This window comes from Croceitalea sp. W27 (assembly GCF_055693185.1).
Genome location: NZ_CM146327.1, coordinates 890798 through 907174, shown reverse-complemented (window position 1 = coordinate 907174; position 16377 = coordinate 890798). Strand labels below are relative to the sequence as shown.

General features: G+C 39.5%; 9 protein-coding genes and 1 tRNA gene. 8 read left to right on the top strand and 2 right to left on the bottom strand.

Going from position 1 to position 16377, the window contains the following annotated elements; translation table 11 throughout:
• Positions 1-116 precede the first annotated feature (116 nt).
• On the top strand, positions 117-866 hold the full coding sequence (locus ACZ1GR_RS04085; protein WP_472610958.1) for a DeoR/GlpR family DNA-binding transcription regulator: 750 nt from the start codon (positions 117-119) through the stop codon (positions 864-866).
• Between the two features lies 1 nt (position 867).
• Positions 868-1680 (top strand): N-acetylmuramic acid 6-phosphate etherase, encoded by an 813-nt coding sequence (murQ, locus tag ACZ1GR_RS04080; RefSeq protein WP_472610957.1) that lies wholly within the window; start codon positions 868-870, stop codon positions 1678-1680.
• Here murQ and ACZ1GR_RS04075 read toward each other — a convergent pair.
• Both ACZ1GR_RS04075 and ACZ1GR_RS04070 read right to left on the bottom strand, forming a co-directional pair.
• Complete coding sequence (locus tag ACZ1GR_RS04075) at positions 1677-2072, bottom strand: c-type cytochrome (protein ID WP_472610956.1); 396 nt, start codon at positions 2070-2072, stop codon at positions 1677-1679. The genes murQ and ACZ1GR_RS04075 overlap by 4 nt on opposite strands.
• The gene (locus ACZ1GR_RS04070) at positions 2069-3193 is read right to left on the bottom strand and encodes a PQQ-dependent sugar dehydrogenase (protein ID WP_472610955.1); all 1125 of its coding nucleotides are present in this window, start codon (positions 3191-3193) and stop codon (positions 2069-2071) included. The genes ACZ1GR_RS04075 and ACZ1GR_RS04070 overlap by 4 nt, the downstream gene beginning before the upstream one ends.
• 160 nt (positions 3194-3353) lie before the next feature.
• Here ACZ1GR_RS04070 and ACZ1GR_RS04065 point away from each other — a divergent pair, with 160 nt between their 5' ends.
• The 6 genes from ACZ1GR_RS04065 (at position 3354) to ACZ1GR_RS04040 (ending at position 16265) form a co-directional block, all read left to right on the top strand.
• The gene (locus ACZ1GR_RS04065; RefSeq protein WP_472610954.1) at positions 3354-11840 is read left to right on the top strand and encodes a T9SS type B sorting domain-containing protein; all 8487 of its coding nucleotides are present in this window, start codon (positions 3354-3356) and stop codon (positions 11838-11840) included.
• A gap of 150 nt (positions 11841-11990) precedes the next feature.
• Positions 11991-12299, top strand: a complete 309-nt coding sequence (locus ACZ1GR_RS04060; RefSeq protein ID WP_472610953.1) for a hypothetical protein — start codon at positions 11991-11993, stop codon at positions 12297-12299.
• A gap of 183 nt (positions 12300-12482) precedes the next feature.
• A tRNA-Pro gene (locus ACZ1GR_RS04055) sits at positions 12483-12557 on the top strand.
• A 216-nt stretch (positions 12558-12773) separates the two neighbouring features.
• Complete coding sequence (locus ACZ1GR_RS04050; protein ID WP_472610952.1) at positions 12774-14045, top strand: site-specific integrase; 1272 nt, start codon at positions 12774-12776, stop codon at positions 14043-14045.
• A gap of 255 nt (positions 14046-14300) precedes the next feature.
• Positions 14301-15296, top strand: coding sequence for an IS110 family RNA-guided transposase (locus ACZ1GR_RS04045; protein WP_472609952.1), 996 nt, complete (start codon positions 14301-14303; stop codon positions 15294-15296).
• A 408-nt stretch (positions 15297-15704) separates the two neighbouring features.
• Positions 15705-16265: a BfmA/BtgA family mobilization protein gene (locus tag ACZ1GR_RS04040; protein ID WP_472610951.1), complete on the top strand. Its 561-nt coding sequence runs from the start codon at positions 15705-15707 to the stop codon at positions 16263-16265.
• The last annotated feature ends 112 nt before the right edge of the window (positions 16266-16377 follow it).

The window sequence follows — 16377 nt, the reverse complement described above, 5'->3', positions numbered from 1 at the left end:
ATGCCATAATAATTGCTGTTTTTTACTGTTTTAAAGAAATTTGCAACATATATCAGGATAAAAACAGCATGTAATTCAAATTACTATCTTTGACTTTTAATTCTTATTTGGGATAAATGCTAAAGGAAGAACGTCAACGGGTTATCCTTAATGAAGTTGAACTTCATAATCGTGTGCAGTTAATCGATATTGCAGAAAAGCTCAATGTTTCTATTGATACTGTGAGAAGAGATGTAAAGGAGTTGGATGCAGAAAGTCGACTTAGAAAAGTTCATGGCGGCGCAATTTCTTTAGGCTTTGCAGCCTACAGTCCCAAAAGAAACAGTGTTTATGCCTTAGATGAAAAAATTGTTATTGCTGAAAAATCAGCTACACTCTTAAAAGAGAACAGTGTAGTTCTAATTGATGGAGGAACTACTTGTTTAGAATTAGCCCGACTTTTACCGCCAAAGTTAAAATTAACCTGTTTTACTCTAAGCCTACAAGTTGCCATGGAGTTGCTGAACAAACCAAATGTTGAAATAATTTTTATTGGAGGAAAACTGTCTTCTGATGCACAAATAAGCTATGGAGGTAACACAATAAATAATTTGGCAGAGATAAAAGTGGACTATAGCTTTATCGGTACTGGCTATGTGGATACCGAATTTGGACTTACAGAATTTGATTGGGATATCGTACAGACCAAGAAAGCGGTTATCAAAGCTTCAAAAAAGACCGTTTTACTTTGTATATCTGAGAAATTGAACTCTCAACATCGATTTAAGACATGTTCTTTAAATTTAATTGATACAATGGTTACTGAATTAGAGCCAGATCATTTATTATTGAAAAATTTTAGGAACCAAGACATACAGCTTTTATAATATGGGTGAATACCAAAAGATAACAGAAAGAGCTTCTTTATATGATAATCTTGAAAGCATGAATTCGGAAGATCTATTGCAAAAGATAAATCAGGAAGATAAAAAAGTGGCCGATGCCGTACAAGATGTCATACCCCAAATCACCAAATTGGTAGATGCTTTGGTAGTACGTTTTGAAAAAGGGGGGAGGCTTTTCTACATAGGCGCCGGTACCAGTGGTCGATTAGGCATTTTAGATGCTTCTGAAATTCCACCGACCTTCGGTATGCCGCATGACAAGGTAATTGGTATCATTGCGGGTGGTGACGGAGCAATTAGAAAAGCGATTGAATTCGCAGAAGATAATACTTTACAAGCTTGGAAAGATCTTCAAAAGTTCGATATAAATGAAAATGACACCTTGGTCGGGATAGCTGCATCGGGCACCACACCCTATGTTTTAGGCGGTATTAAAGATGCCAAAGCAAATGGATTGTTAACGGCAGGTATTACCAATAATCCTGGGTCACCTCTGGCCAACGACACGGATATACCAATTGCTATAAATGTTGGCCCTGAGTTTGTTACAGGTAGTACAAGAATGAAAAGCGGGACTAGTCAAAAACTAGTCTTGAATATGATTTCTACCGCCTTAATGATTAAAATAGGTAGGGTTAAAGGAAATAAGATGGTAGATATGCAGTTGAGCAATAATAAGCTTGTAGATAGAGGCACCCGTTACTTGGTAGAGGCTTTGAATATGCCTTATAAAGATGCTGAAAAAGCATTGAAAAAGCATGGTTCTGTGAGAGCGGCAATTGCAGCAATTGGTTAATGCTTAGCTCTTATTTTTGCAACAGCCTCTTTTGTGACGCTCTTTTTGTTTTTATTGCCCCACGAGTTTTGAATGAAGTTCATAACATTAGCAACTTCAAGGTCGGATAGTTTTACTGCTTTCATTTTACGGTTATAGTTAACCCCATTTACAGTGATTTCCCCTTTTAGACCGAATAAAATACCGCGTATACTTGATTCTTGATTGTTTGCCAAGTAATCGGAATTTGCTAAGGGTGGAATACGCTTTTCTTTCCCTAAGCCATTTTTTCCATGGCATGCCGCGCACTTTCTGAGGTATATTTTTTCGCCTAAGACCATGCTATTTTTTAAACTCGATTGTGCGTAAAGATGTGAACATCCAAATAATAATAGAACCAATAACAGTTTCATTGATTTTTCGGGATAAGCTTGTAAACACCTTTTCCTTCAACACCAACATATATATACCCATCAGGCCCTTGTCTTACGTTTCTTACCCTTCCCAAACCATCCAAGAGCTTTTCTCGGTAAACTACCTTATTATTCTTGAGCTCCAATCTTTCCAAATATTGAAAGGCCAAAGAACCGACCAATAGGCTTCCTTTCCAACCTTTGTATTTTTCAGATGTTACAAATGTCATACCGCTCGGGGCTATGGATGGGGTCCATTGATAAAGTGGTTGTTCCATTCCGGGTCTAGAGGTCTCATCTGTTATTTTTGTCCCAACGTAGTTGATTCCATAGGTAATAATAGGCCAACCATAATTTCTACCTTTTTTGACAATATTTATTTCATCACCGCCTTTAGGGCCGTGTTCGTGGTTCCAAATGTCTCCGGTTATAGGATTTTTAACCAAGCCTTGCTGATTTCGATGCCCATAACTGTAAATAGCTTTTTTTGCCCCTTTTTCGCCTATGAATGGGTTGTCGTTTGGAATTCGACCATCATCATGAATTCGGTATATTTTGCCCCCGTCTCTGGTGATATCCTGCGGATTTACATCTCTGTTGCCCCTGTCTCCAATTGAAAAATAGAGAAAACCGGCATCATCAAACTCTAGTCTAGAGCCCCAATGCTGCCCTTTAGTAGTGTTGGGTACTCCTTTATAGAGTGTTTCTTTAGCAACCAGTTCATTGTTTTTTAGCTTGGCACGCATGATGGTTGTATTTCCGCCATTCCCATCGCCATCAGATGAAGAATATGAAAAGTAGATCCATCCATTATTCTCATAATCTGGATGTAGTTCAATATCTAAAAATCCACCTTGACCACGCTCGTAAATATTCGGTAACCCCTGAATTTGTGTCTTTTCTCCATCTTTAACCAAAATGAGCTTTCCACTCTTTTCTGTGATTAAAATGCTATTTTTTGAAGGAAATACCATACCCCAAGGGTTTTGTATTCCCTCAATGATTAATTCATCTGAAAATGAGTTAGTTACGGGGTTTTTAATGGTTTTATCCGTTGTCTGAGCACAAGATTGGGTGAGCAGTACAACGAAAAAATAGAGACAAATTGGGTGGTTTTTCATAATTTTAACGTTCTATGGATACTTTTTATAGTTAAAACGTAGTTATAAAGGTACCAAACTAGTGACTAATTGTATAAAATAGATTTTATTGTTTAGAAAATTATAAACTAAGAATGTAAGATCCCAAATCTAACTATTCTACCTTAACCTAAATTGACCTATGCTGCCCCAAACCACAAGGCGTCTTTTGTATGCCGTGCTACTGATACTGTTATCGGTAGGCACTATTTCTGCGGTTGCAAAAAACAATATCCCCACATTTTTTGATGCATTAACTTCTAAAGTTGAAAAAACTGAAGAACAGTCTGTAGCATTAGAGAGAGCAACAACCTATTATAAGTCTGAAGTTAGTACTGCGTCTGCTCCAATGTTTACTACTATTATTCAAGGAGCTGATGAAGAAGTAGCCTGTAGTAACAATGGTTTTACCATAGCCCGTTTTAACTTATGTGGTGATTCAGATGATAGAACGATATCGCTTTCAGGAGGACCTTATGGTTCGGTAGAATGGCAAATTTTAGGAGGTTCGTGCTCACCTGATATCAATGAAGATTGCCCGAATACAACGACCTCTTGTTATTCAACTGTCAGCACATCTCAAACTTTTAATATCGATGCAAGTTCGATTCCTGCTGCTTCTGGCGCAGAGTTTAGAGTCATTGCAGATGGAACACAGTATTTTTTTAAGGTCAAAAAGAGTACAATTACTCAAACTCATGTCAAGAGAGATTTTATTTGCGGGGTAGATGGGCGTATACAGATAACAAACCTTTCTAGTTCATATGAATACAGTATTGATGGAGGCGCTAATTGGCAGACTTCACCAATATTTGATGGTTTATCTCCTGCCACCTACAATATTACAGCACGTTTACAGAATACACCCAACACTTGTGAATACCCGTATGACCCAATAGTTATTGAACAGTTGGATATTAGTATGGATGTCGAGTTCGTTGATGCACAATGTTTTGGAGATACAGGTAGTATTACGGTAACGGTTAATGACGTGCCAGGCCCTTATAAGTATACCTTATTAGATGAAAATGGGGTTCCTCAAGAATTCACCACATTCATTACGACCAATCCATATACTTTTAGTGCTGTTGGTTTTGGCACTTATAGTGTACAGGTCGAAACTCAACAATGTATGGGTGACCCTGGAAATGGAATACCGCCACCTAGGCAAAATTTAGATATTAATGGCAATCCTATCAGCATTGGTGATGGTATAACGCCATTATCGGCTTCAACCGAGGTTAACGAAAGTTTAAGCGCTGAACCTTCATGCGGAGCGACGAGTGTAGCTATAATTGTTCGGGCATCTGGTGGTTCTGCTCCATATACGTTCACTGTAAGTGATGGTGGTACTTCTGCAGGATCCTTTACAACTGAGACGACATATACCGTAAACACTGCGGGTAGTTATGATTTCGAAATCACCGACGCTAATGGTTGTACCATAGATGCTTCCGCAAATGTTGTTGAACTAACCCCACCTGATGTTACTGCTAGTGGAATAGACGGCACTTGTACTAACGGAGGTGCTAAATTGGATATTAACGTAGTTGATGGAAAAGGATACAATCTATCATTTAGGGCTACCCCAACAGACCCTTGGAGTACTGATCCTTTATTGACTGTTCCCGCAGGTACGTACGCAAATATTGAAGTAAGATACCAACAAGGTAGTTTCGATTGTATTTATACGATACCGACTTCTGTAACCGTGAATTCCGTAGGTACAATTAGCGGTAACGCAGTTAAAATAGCTGATAGAACTTGTGATGGAAGTGGTGGAACAGTAGGTGGGATAATTGAGTTTCAAGGTCCTTTTTCAGGAGGCTCCGGTAGTGGTTACACGTTTAGTATTTCTGGTGATAGCCCATCGAACTTTACAACCCAAACGCTTTACAATAATTTAGCCCCCGGTACGTACACACCAATAATTAGAGATGGTGGTGGCTGTCGCTTAGAGTTGACACCGATCACAATATTAGATATTGATCCTCCAACGGCGTTGGCTTTCGTGCAAAGTGATACCAACTGTTCGGCCGGAACATCTGATGTGCAGCTAACGGCAACAAGCACGAATCCTATTGTGAGATATGAAATTATAAGCCCAGCTTATTTTGATAATGGAACAAACGATACGTTTGATGATATAAATGTGAACACTGCCTATGAATTCAGGGTAACAGATGACCAAGGTTGTACCTATACGGATAGTTTCACACCAGCTGTAATCAGTTCTATCCGTGCTAGGGTAAAATCTGGCGGAGATTTAAATGTTTGTACTGGGGCGGCTGATGGTGATGGAACTTTTATCATCGACGGTTTTGCGAATAATTATACCTTTAATATTGATGGTGGTACCGAGAGTGCCCCCCAAAGTGATTTGGAGGTTGATTTAAATGGCTTGGCCGCCGGCAGTTACGTTATTACCGTAACTGATGCCGATACGGGTTGTCAAGATACGGCAACACTAACGGTTCAAGAACCTACAACTCCCTTAACGCTAACAGGTAATGTAACACCAATGAGTTGTGCAAATGGCAATATTGGTCGAGTTATTGCTAGTGCAACAGGTGGTTGGGGAAGCTATAGTTATACATTGACTTACCCATTAGGAACTGTTGTTGGTCCCCAATCTGGAGTTACTTTTGGAGGTTTAACTGAAACAGGTACCTATACTTTGGATGTCGAGGATGCTGAAGGATGTACGGATACATTTACATTTGATTTAACTCCTTTAGATGCTCCTGTAATAGATTATGATGCAACAGCTTCAGATTTATGTTTTGAACCAGTGGCAGGAGCTACTCTTGGTGTACAAGTAACTACTGATGGTACTGCCGGTGCACCTTATGAATATCGAATAAATGGAGGAGCGTGGCAACCAAGTCCAGTTTTTTCAGGACTTTCTCCTGGTAATTACAATGTTGAGGTGAGAGATGCTAATAATTGCGGTGATACGATAAGCCTTAGTGTAAATCCTCAACTGCGGGTAAGTGCGAGTTTAGTGGCAGAAATACCTTGTGGAGGAGGAGATGGCACAATACAAGTACAAGTTAATGGAGGTTATACAACCGGGGCTGGAACAAAACAATATGAAGTAAGTGCTGATAACGGTGCCACATTTGGAACGCCCATTCCATTGACCGCAACAAGTTTTACTTATGATACGAATGCACCCGGAACATATATTTTTAGAGTTACTGATAACGAAGGATGTGTTGCTGAGTCCAATCCGTTTGTACTAGAACCACCTGTCAATATTGATCCTGCTTCAGCAGAAGTTTTTCCACCGGTTTGTGGAGAGACAAATAGTGGTAGGGCTATTATTACCCCAGATGCTACAAGTGGCGTAGCACCGTATGAAATCAGTTTTGATGGTGGCGCTTTTTCAAGTCAAACAAACTTTTCAAATTTAAATCAAGGGCAGACTTACAGCTATATAGTAAGAGATGCAAGAGGGTGTGAAACGATACCTCAAAATTTAACCATTCCGAATGCAGGAACTGCTCCTGATGCCACCGTTGGCGTTATTGATGCGGTCTGTAATGCTACCACGGATGTTATTGGAGGACAGATAGATGTTACCGCGGTAACCGGTGGCTCACCAGACTTCACCTATGTGTTACAAGATCAGTTTGGGGTAGAAATAGAAAGAATAGGACCGACATCTAGTACAACGGCCAGCTTTACAAATGTTCCTGTTGGTTCATATACTGTTTTTACCATTGATAGAAACGGTTGTATCGACCAAGATCAAGTAAGAGTTGATGATGGCGATTTAGATGTTATACCAGATGCAATAACTCCAATAACATGTGACCCAGGTGGTTTTACAAATACGGTTACCATTGTCGGCGGTGTTGGGCCATTCGATATCAGATTGGTTACTGATCCGCCTAGTACTTTTGTTCCGGTTAATCTTCCCCCCGATAGGCATACTTTTACCGGATTGCAATATGGGGTATCTTATACAGTAGAGGTTTTTGATAATGGCACGGGTTGTACACATATAGAAACTATAGACCCAATTGACGGACCTTCACCACTTGATGTTACAGCGGTTTCAACTCCTGGTTTCTGTGATGCTTCACGAAATGGACAATTGGAATATACCATTACTGGGTTTGCCCCCGGTGATGATTTACTGATTGAAGTTTATAATGTTGATGACGGTAGTCTGTTAACTTCTGAGAACCCGACAAATGTGACCACCATTCCATATGTAAATACTTTTGATACGCTGCCAGGCAATTATCAGGTGATTGTGACCAACCAAACCGATGATTGTAATGATGGAGCTTTAGTAACAATTGATAGAAATTTACCTGCTATATTTATCTTATCCGAGGAGCCTGCGAACTGTAATGCAGACGGACAGATAACCGTAGTCGGTTCTGGCGGGTCCGGTGGACCATATGAATTTGCCTTTGGTGCGACAGGTTTTGATCCAACAGGTTTATATTCGAGCACTACAACATATACCGGAGCGGCAGGAAGCTATGATATTTACGTTAGAGATGCCGCCGGTTGTACTTCATTTGATATCGCAACCATAATTCAGCAGCAGGCTGCCCCTGTACTTAATACTCCAGTGGTAGACAACCAATGCGATGTAACTGCAACAGTCTTCCAAATTACTGTTAGTACACCAAATACAACGGATACCCCTCGTTTCACAATTAACGGTACAACCCAACTTGGTACTTTAAACGGAGCGGTTTATGAGGCAACATTTACGGTCAATACGCCAGGAGATTATAATGTGTTTTTAGAAGATGCCGACGGATGTTCAAGTACCGGTATCGCCCAAGTATTTGAATTTTTATCCGCATCGGGCGGTTTTTTGGTAGAACCTTCTTGTAATAATACAGACGGTACAATAACAGTTACCACAAATGGTGGTAGTGGTAACTTTACCTATGAATTAAGAGATGGAGCAAGCAATCCGACCGGAAATACAACGGGGGCCATAACTGGTATTTTTACTGGTGTAGGTCCTGGAGATTATGAAGTTATGGTAACCGATGATATTGCTAACGACGGAAGTATATTTTGTCCGTTTTTAGTAGACGGAATTACTTTGGAGGCAGCGATACCTCCAGTTATTGCCTCAATCATTGAAGAAGATATTACCTGTAATGGCGATGATAACGGTAGTATTGATGTTATTCTTGCTGCTGGAACCGATGTTGATAATCCTATTACATACACTTTATATGAAACTGGTACAGCAACTGTTGTACAGCAGAATAATTCAGGGTCATTCTCAGGTTTGGTGCCTGATATTTACGATGTAGAAGTAGTTACGGCAAGAAATTGCGCTACAAGACAAAATAACATCGAAATAGAAGAGCCACCTACATTTTCTATTTCGGCAAGCGCTCCAGATTTCAATTGCGAGCCAGGTACAAATACCTACAGTTCTACCATTATTACCGCCACCATAGTAAATCCGGGTACGGGTACAGGCGGATATCAGTATAGTATTACTGGTTTTGAGAACTACCAGGCCAGTAATACATTTGAAATAATTGATAACGGTTCGCCACAGAACATTACGGTATATGCTATAGATGGCAATGGATGTCAAACGACTTTTACCTTGCCCACAATTAATCCACCTACCGATGTAGTACCATCCTTAAGTGTAGAAAGTGTTTTGGATTGTGCTAATCCAGAAAGGGTTCGAATAGATGTTACGGGCACTACTAATTTTACCATTGTGACCAATTCGGTGACATCGGTAGCAAATGTAGATGTAGTTGGTGCATCATTTGGTTTTGTTGATTTACCGGATGCAGGAGATTATCTGATTGAGATTATTGATAATATCGGCGGTTGTACCTATCCGTTACCTAAGCATGAAGTTGAAAATCCAATTATACCTACAATTCTAATTGCTGAAGCCCAACCCGTACGTTGTGCTGTGCCAGGCAATGATGGTGAATTGTCAATCGAAGTTACCGACTACACCGGAACATATGCATATGAAGTATTCGCTGTAGATAATCTTGGAAACGAGACTACTACCGGTATAACAGGTAATTTAGATACAACTAATAATCCAGAAACAATAACAGGGCTTACAGGGGGTAATTTTGTAGTAAGAATAACTTCAACCCAAGACCCATTTTGTGCTAACGTCAGTAATTTGGCAACAATTCGAACGCCGAACGGTCCTTTAGTGCCCAGTGCCATAGAAATTGGAAATGTTAGTTGTGCCGATAATGCAGGTAAGATAGAGGCAAACTTGACTGGAGGTTGGGACGTTTCTCCATATGAATACCGTCTTTTATTGGATTCAGATAATGACACTACCTATGAAACCGAAGTATTCACTTGGGGTACGGTCAACGAATTTGAAAATTTAGCTAGTGGTAATTATCGTGTAGAATATAGAGATATCGAGAGTTGTGATACATTTTTTGATATTACTTTAGACGCGATCCTACCGATTCAAGCAGGTATACGCGAACCACAAGCTTTGGTATGCCCAGATGGTAATAATGCGGTTTTAGAAGCCTATGACCCAACAACCGGTGATGTGCTGACTGCATTGGCCGGTGCCACTGGTGGAGTACCAGGTGCAGGTTACAAATATCAACTGATTTATTTGGGCAGTAATGATATCACCGATGAGATTTCACGTAGCGGATTGCAAGATTCACCAACTTTTACTGGAGCTGGAGGAGGTTTTATAAGTCAAGGATGGTATGCCATAGAGGTATCCTCGAGTTTCGGATGCGTCGGAGTAACCATTCCTTATTATGTTGACCCGCCGCCGCCGATTATTCCAAATTTAGTTCAGGTTCAAGCCCCTGGATGTGGTGGCCTAGGTCAGATGCGTTTGACCATCGAAAACCCAGAAGCAGGTTTTGAGTATGAATATAGACTTACGGATATTGCTGGCGGAAACATAGCCGATCCTTTTATTCGAATGGAAGATTCAGCAGGTAATGCCGCTACTTTTGTCATAATCGATGGCGGGCCAAGTTTCTATCAGTATGAGGTTAGGAAAATTAACGCTACCAATACCTGTGGAGTAATCAATTCAAACGGATTAACACTAGTTGATGCGCAGGATATTGATTTGGTCGTGAATCAACCAGATGATATTTCATGTGCTTCCGAAACCGATGGACGTATAGAATCTTTCTCATCGGGAGGAGTAGGAAACAACACCTATACGCTTTATCTAGGCGACCCGGTGGATGCATTTAACCCGTCAGCATCAGCGACCATAGTGGCTTCTAATGATTTTGGTACTTTTGAGGGACTTTCAGATGCAACAAATTATTACCTGGCCGTTACCAGTGGAACTACATGTCAAGATATTGAAGGGCCTTACGCAGTAACAAGACCGGCCCCAATTGTTTTTCAGGCCAACTCTACTTCAATAAGCTGTAGTGGTGAAAATGATGGTACGATAACCGTTGAGGTTACTAGTGGTGGAGAAGGTTTGCTACAATTTGCAATTGGTCCCAATTTTAATGAATTTTTTAGTGACCCAGACAATCCTACTACATATACTTTTGAGGATTTAGAAGGTGACGCAAACGGAAGAGAATATACTGTTCTAATACAAGACTCTCAGGGTTGCTCTGAATTAACAACAGTAATGGTCTATGAACCAGATGAGATACAGATTTCTTCGGTAGAGACTCCTGAAATTTGTCTTGGTTTTGCTGATGGAACAGCCCAGTTGACCATAACAGGAGGTACACCTTTTGTTGATGCCAATGGAGTGACATATTACGAAACCAGTTTAAACTCAAATGACGATGCCGATTTCGTGCGTAATGACAGTCTTCTCTTTGAGAACCTTTCAGGAGGTGAGACCTATGTGGTATTTGTGCGTGATGCGAATGGTTGTGCCGACAATATTGTAATACCTATTGAAATAGGGGTTGATATTATGGCAGAAGCTATTGTTGAATATGGCTGTGATGGAATTTTCCCGAATAGCACGGCGCGAGTAGAAATGCAAAATCAAGCTGCATTGGCAGAGGTATTATTTTCATTAGATGTCGATGATGTATCAGTAGCTTCTACCGAAAGAATGTGGGGTGATTTGCCGGCCGGTGACCATACCGTATATATCTATCATCCAAACGGTTGTACGACCATGGTAGAATTTACAATCGATTTCTATGAACCTTTGATGCTTGAAGTTCAAAAAACAGGTCCAGATGAAATTACGGCAATCGCCACTGGTGGTTTCGGCGGATACGAATATTTCTTCCAGGGCGAATCGATGGGAGCGGATAATATATTTAACGTGAACATAGATACAACAATCAATGTTAGGGTTGTTGATGAAAGAGGCTGTGTGGTTGAAATGGTCTTTCCTTTTGATTTTGATGGTATGGTAGATATACCTGGTTTCTTTACCCCGGATGGAGATGGCTTAAACGATTCGTGGTATCCAAGAAATCGCGAATTTTTCCCAAACATAGAGGTAATCATCTACGACCGTTATGGTAGGGTAGTGGCAACACTAGATCAAGTTGATAAGTGGGATGGAAATTATGACGGAGCACCATTACCCACAGGAGACTACTGGTACGTTGTTAATGCCAACGATAACGAAAAACAACAGTATGTAGGTCATTTCACATTGTATAGATAATTCTTTAAATCAAGTAACAATACAAGGTTTTAAAATTACCGTTTAAGTGATATTTTATACACTTCAAATAAAAACTTAACTGTTGTGTAATACTTTTGATTTATTTTGTAGGACAATACCTATAAATTAATTTAGCGACAATCTGCTTTAATGAAAAACAACTTATCCAAAGGCTCGCCCTCATTCTTGTTTGAAGAAAACACCAAAGTTTGTAAAGATTCATTGATTACACTTAATTTAATCCTCAATGGATTGGCTAGTGAAAAAAAACCATATCAAATTAATTACCATACCCTTTTGATGAGTTATTCGCTTTGGCAAGGCACCGACCTTGATGAATTTTGTCATAAACAAGCATTAAGTTATTTTCTATTTAATCCCCAAAACGATTCTGAAGTTGCCCGAGAAGCGCTTTTTATTGAAATAAGGGAATTTCTCGCTGGGTTTTCGAAAGTATAGAAATCGAATTATTCTTTCTATAATTTTATCAATAAAGTTTTCACTTTAAATAGTTATTTTTGCCTTCCTAATTTTGGAAAGTGGCCAACTTGATTTTATTCAAGATAAACTGCACCACAGCATATTCGGGGTGAGTTTAAAAGCCGCAGTACTTAACTTTGTTAAGTGATATTTAATTTATTTCGGGATGTGGCGCAGTCCGGTTAGCGTACACGGCTGGGGGCCGTGTGGTCGCAGGTTCAAATCCTGTCATCCCGACGAACCCACTTTTGGCAGTCATTATTACCCTGCTAATTTATTGATTAGCAGGGTTTTTCATTTTTTCTGCAATCATTTGATATCGTTTAAAACCACCTTTCTGGTGTGCAATTCGGTGTACAAAACTGTATACAATAAGTGCTAACTTTAAGTACCATTTAGAGCAATTTAGATGTAGTCTTTGAACAAAATTGTTTAACCAAAAGACTTACAAACATGCGTACGGAAAGCACATTAGGAGTGATTTTCTTCACTAGAAAAAAAAGAAGCAATCCCGAAAGATTGGACATCTATGTCCGGATCACGGTCAACAAGGAACGCGCAGAATTCAGTATTAAACGTGACATTGCGGTGTGCAATTGGGACATTTTTAGGTGCAGGGCCAAAGAAACCAGTGAAAACCTGATTTTATTCAACTGTTATTTGGATGATGTATATGCCGAAGTCCTCAACGCCCACAAGCAATTGCACTCGGAAAGGAAGCTTATCACAGCAAAGGGAATCAAACTAAGGTACTTTGGGGAAGACGAAGAACGAATGGGTCTGATGCAGGCCGTGGCCTATCATAACAGGAACATCAACAACGAGCTCAAACCAGGAACGTTAAAAAATTACTTTTCCACGGAGAAGTACTTAAAAGAGTTTTTGCAAGAAAAACTAAAGACCAATGATATTTATTTGGTACAGCTGAACTATAAGTTCATCGTGAACTTTGAAAACTATATAAGGACCTATAAGCCCAAGACGATAAGAAAGACCTGCACCAATAATGGGGTAATGAAACATATGGAACGATTGCGAAAGATCATCAATCTTTCCTTAAGAATGGAATGGTTGGAAAAAGACCCATTTAGAAATTATAAGCTCAGATTTATAAGAAACGAGAGAGACTATCTCACCGAAAGAGAACTAAAGCTATTGGAAGACACTTCTTTTATGACCCGAGGTCTGGAAACGGTAAAGGATGTCTTCTTGTTCAGTTGTTATACAGGGCTCTCATACATTGACATCAAAGAACTAAAGCCGGACCAAGTCTTGATAGGGATAGATGGTCACCAATGGATCTATACCAAAAGGGCCAAAACAAATGAAACGGTTAAAATTCCATTATTGCCCAAGGCCAAAGAAATATTGGAGAAGTACAAGGAAGAAATGCAACTAACAGGAGAATTGTTACCAGTGTTAAGTAATCAAAAGACGAACAAAAACCTAAAGGAAATCGCCAAGGCCTGTGCTATCCATAAGAACATAACCTTCCATGTCGCACGCCATACATTCGCCACAACGGTAACATTGTCCAATGGAGTACCCATAGAGACAGTTTCCAAGCTTTTAGGACATACAAAGCTATCCACCACCCAAATCTATACAAGAGTGGTACAGAAGAAAGTAGGGGAGGATATGCAAGAGTTGATGGAGAAGTTAAAAAATAAGAACAAGATTGAAAGAAGCACAGCCCCCAAATCCTTTAGATTAGCTTCTATATAAAAACCAAATAAAAAATCATTTTAATAATGTTGAAAAGAGGGGGTCTGGGGGAGACTCATAACTTCCTTTTTTGTGGATAACTTTGGTTTATTGAAAAAAGAATGGGGTGAACTCTCCCCAAATCTGGGTTAACGACCCAAGGTAAGTATTAGTCCCCATTCTTTCTTAATCCGGTTACAAGGACCAAATAGAATTTTAGGTAATACCTGTTAAAGGTTTTAGTCAAAGTAACCATTTTAAAAGCAAGATAAAGTTATGAAAATCAAAGAGACCATCGGTATCGATGTAAGCAAGTTGACCCTTGATGCCTGTATTCACTCGAATCAACAATCTTCAAAATTTGAAAATTCCAAAAAAGGTTTTGCCCTTCTAGTGAAATGGGCTTATATTAATAGTGAACATTCCAAGGAACATATTCTATTCGCATTTGAGCATACTGGACTGTACTCCGAAAAGCTCAACGAACACCTTACGAAAAAGGGAATACCCCATACCGTAATATCGGGATTGGAAATCAAAAGGTCATTGGGCATTGTCAGGGGAAAGGACGACAGGATAGATGCTGCAAAGATTGCACGTTACGCCTACAGGATGAGAGATGAGATAGCATTGTCCAAAGCCCCTTCAAAACAAGTTGTGACACTGAAAAAACTATTGTCCCTTAGGGAAAGGCTCATCAAACAAAGAGCGGGCTACAAAGCCAGTCTTAAGGAACAGAAGAAAGTGCTTGTTCAAAAAGACTTCAAATTATTGTTCAAAGTGCAGCAAAAAATGGTAGTGGAGCTCACCAAGCAGATAAAGACCATTGACCTAGAAATGGAATCCATCGTCAAAGCTGATACAGAGCTTTTGCGCATCTACGGCCTTTTACTTAGCATCAGGTGCATCGGAAGCCAAGCTGCAATGCTCTTTATCGTTCATACCGAAGGGTTCACAAAGTTCAAGAATGCAAGAAAGTTCGCTGCATATTGTGGAATCGCGCCTTACCCAAACCAATCTGGAACAAGTATCAGGGGAAGGACTAAGGTCAGTCCGCTTGCCAACAAAAAAATCAAGAGTTTGCTGAACATGTGCGCCATGTCATCCATTATCTACAATGCGGAAATCAGAAAGTACTATGACCTAAGGGTAGCGGCTGGAAAGAACAAGATGAGCACCATCAACATTATACGCAACAAACTTGTATCAAGGGCATTCGCAGTCGTCAATCGCGGCACACCATACGTTAACGTATATGGACATGCCTCTTAAACATTATTTTTCCTTCAAATCGCCCCCACTAAAAGACAGGGTGGGTTGAAGGAAAAATAATATCTCAAAAAAAGTGCTGATTTTATTTGGAAAGTCCATAGAATACTTACCAAAACTAAAAGCGCATGGTTCCTGTCCGGTTTTTTTAGTGTTCGGAAAGATAAGCGTAAAGAAAAAATCGGATAGAGCGCGACCTACTTTTTGAATGAAAGGCACTGAACAAAGTTTACAAATTTTAATAGCGTAGCGGATAAGGTTTGTAAAGCAAGAGGGTAACACGCTAAAGCGATGTTACGTTGTTCAAACCATTGATTTTCAATGAATTGAAAATAACATCAAAATAATTTTTGTTGCAAAAACTATAAAAAGAGCTGTCAGACCCAATAAAACCTCAAAAAAATTACTGTAATGGAAGATGGAAAGAAGAAAAAAAGTGAATTCTCGGCGATAAGCGTCAATCGGATTACAGCTGAAAGATATCGTGAGTTTTCAAAGAAAATATCCAAGTCTCATACGCTTACCTTGGAACTCATGATGGACTTCTTTGAGGGGGCTAAGATTTCCCCAAAGGACAAATATTTGATGGACCACATGGGATTTGAGCATCGATTGAACAAACGCTTTGATTATATAGAAGAGCTGCTACGAAGAATGGAACGGGAACAATTAAGACCGACCCATGATAAGCTAAAAAAGTTGTTTGAATACGCAGAAAATGAAGAAAGGGACAGAAAGGAGAGTTTAGAGTTTGAAAAAAGAATGTTTCAGCAATCCATCAAAAAAGATAGAATTACCCAATACGACAACTATATGCTCAAAGAAAACTGGAAAAATGAGCGAAACAAAGTATTGGAACTACTTAATAAAGTGAAGCTAGAGAAACCAAGATTTGGTAAAGCATATTTTAAATTGGAAATTGAACAAAGTGATTTGGAAGGTTTGAAGGAATCACTTAAACAAGAATTGTGATTTACCTCGCAAAAAGATAGGATGAAGTTTGGTAAGTATTCTATGGACTTTCCAAATAAAATCAGCACTTTTTTTGAGATATTATTTTTCCTTCAACCCACCCTGTCTTTTA

What these genes read in the sequence shown, in the direction of transcription:
- ACZ1GR_RS04070 (WP_472610955.1), bottom strand. Translation starts at nt 3,193, where the DNA reads ATGAAAAACCACCCAATTTGTCTCTATTTTTTCGTTGTACTGCTCACC.
- ACZ1GR_RS04075 (WP_472610956.1), bottom strand. Translation starts at nt 2,072, where the DNA reads ATGAAACTGTTATTGGTTCTATTATTATTTGGATGTTCACATCTTTAC.
- ACZ1GR_RS04060 (WP_472610953.1), top strand. Translation starts at nt 11,991, where the DNA reads ATGAAAAACAACTTATCCAAAGGCTCGCCCTCATTCTTGTTTGAAGAA.
- ACZ1GR_RS04085 (WP_472610958.1), top strand. Translation starts at nt 117, where the DNA reads ATGCTAAAGGAAGAACGTCAACGGGTTATCCTTAATGAAGTTGAACTT.
- ACZ1GR_RS04065 (WP_472610954.1), top strand. Translation starts at nt 3,354, where the DNA reads ATGCTGCCCCAAACCACAAGGCGTCTTTTGTATGCCGTGCTACTGATA.
- ACZ1GR_RS04040 (WP_472610951.1), top strand. Translation starts at nt 15,705, where the DNA reads ATGGAAGATGGAAAGAAGAAAAAAAGTGAATTCTCGGCGATAAGCGTC.
- ACZ1GR_RS04050 (WP_472610952.1), top strand. Translation starts at nt 12,774, where the DNA reads ATGCGTACGGAAAGCACATTAGGAGTGATTTTCTTCACTAGAAAAAAA.
- ACZ1GR_RS04045 (WP_472609952.1), top strand. Translation starts at nt 14,301, where the DNA reads ATGAAAATCAAAGAGACCATCGGTATCGATGTAAGCAAGTTGACCCTT.
- murQ (WP_472610957.1), top strand. Translation starts at nt 868, where the DNA reads ATGGGTGAATACCAAAAGATAACAGAAAGAGCTTCTTTATATGATAAT.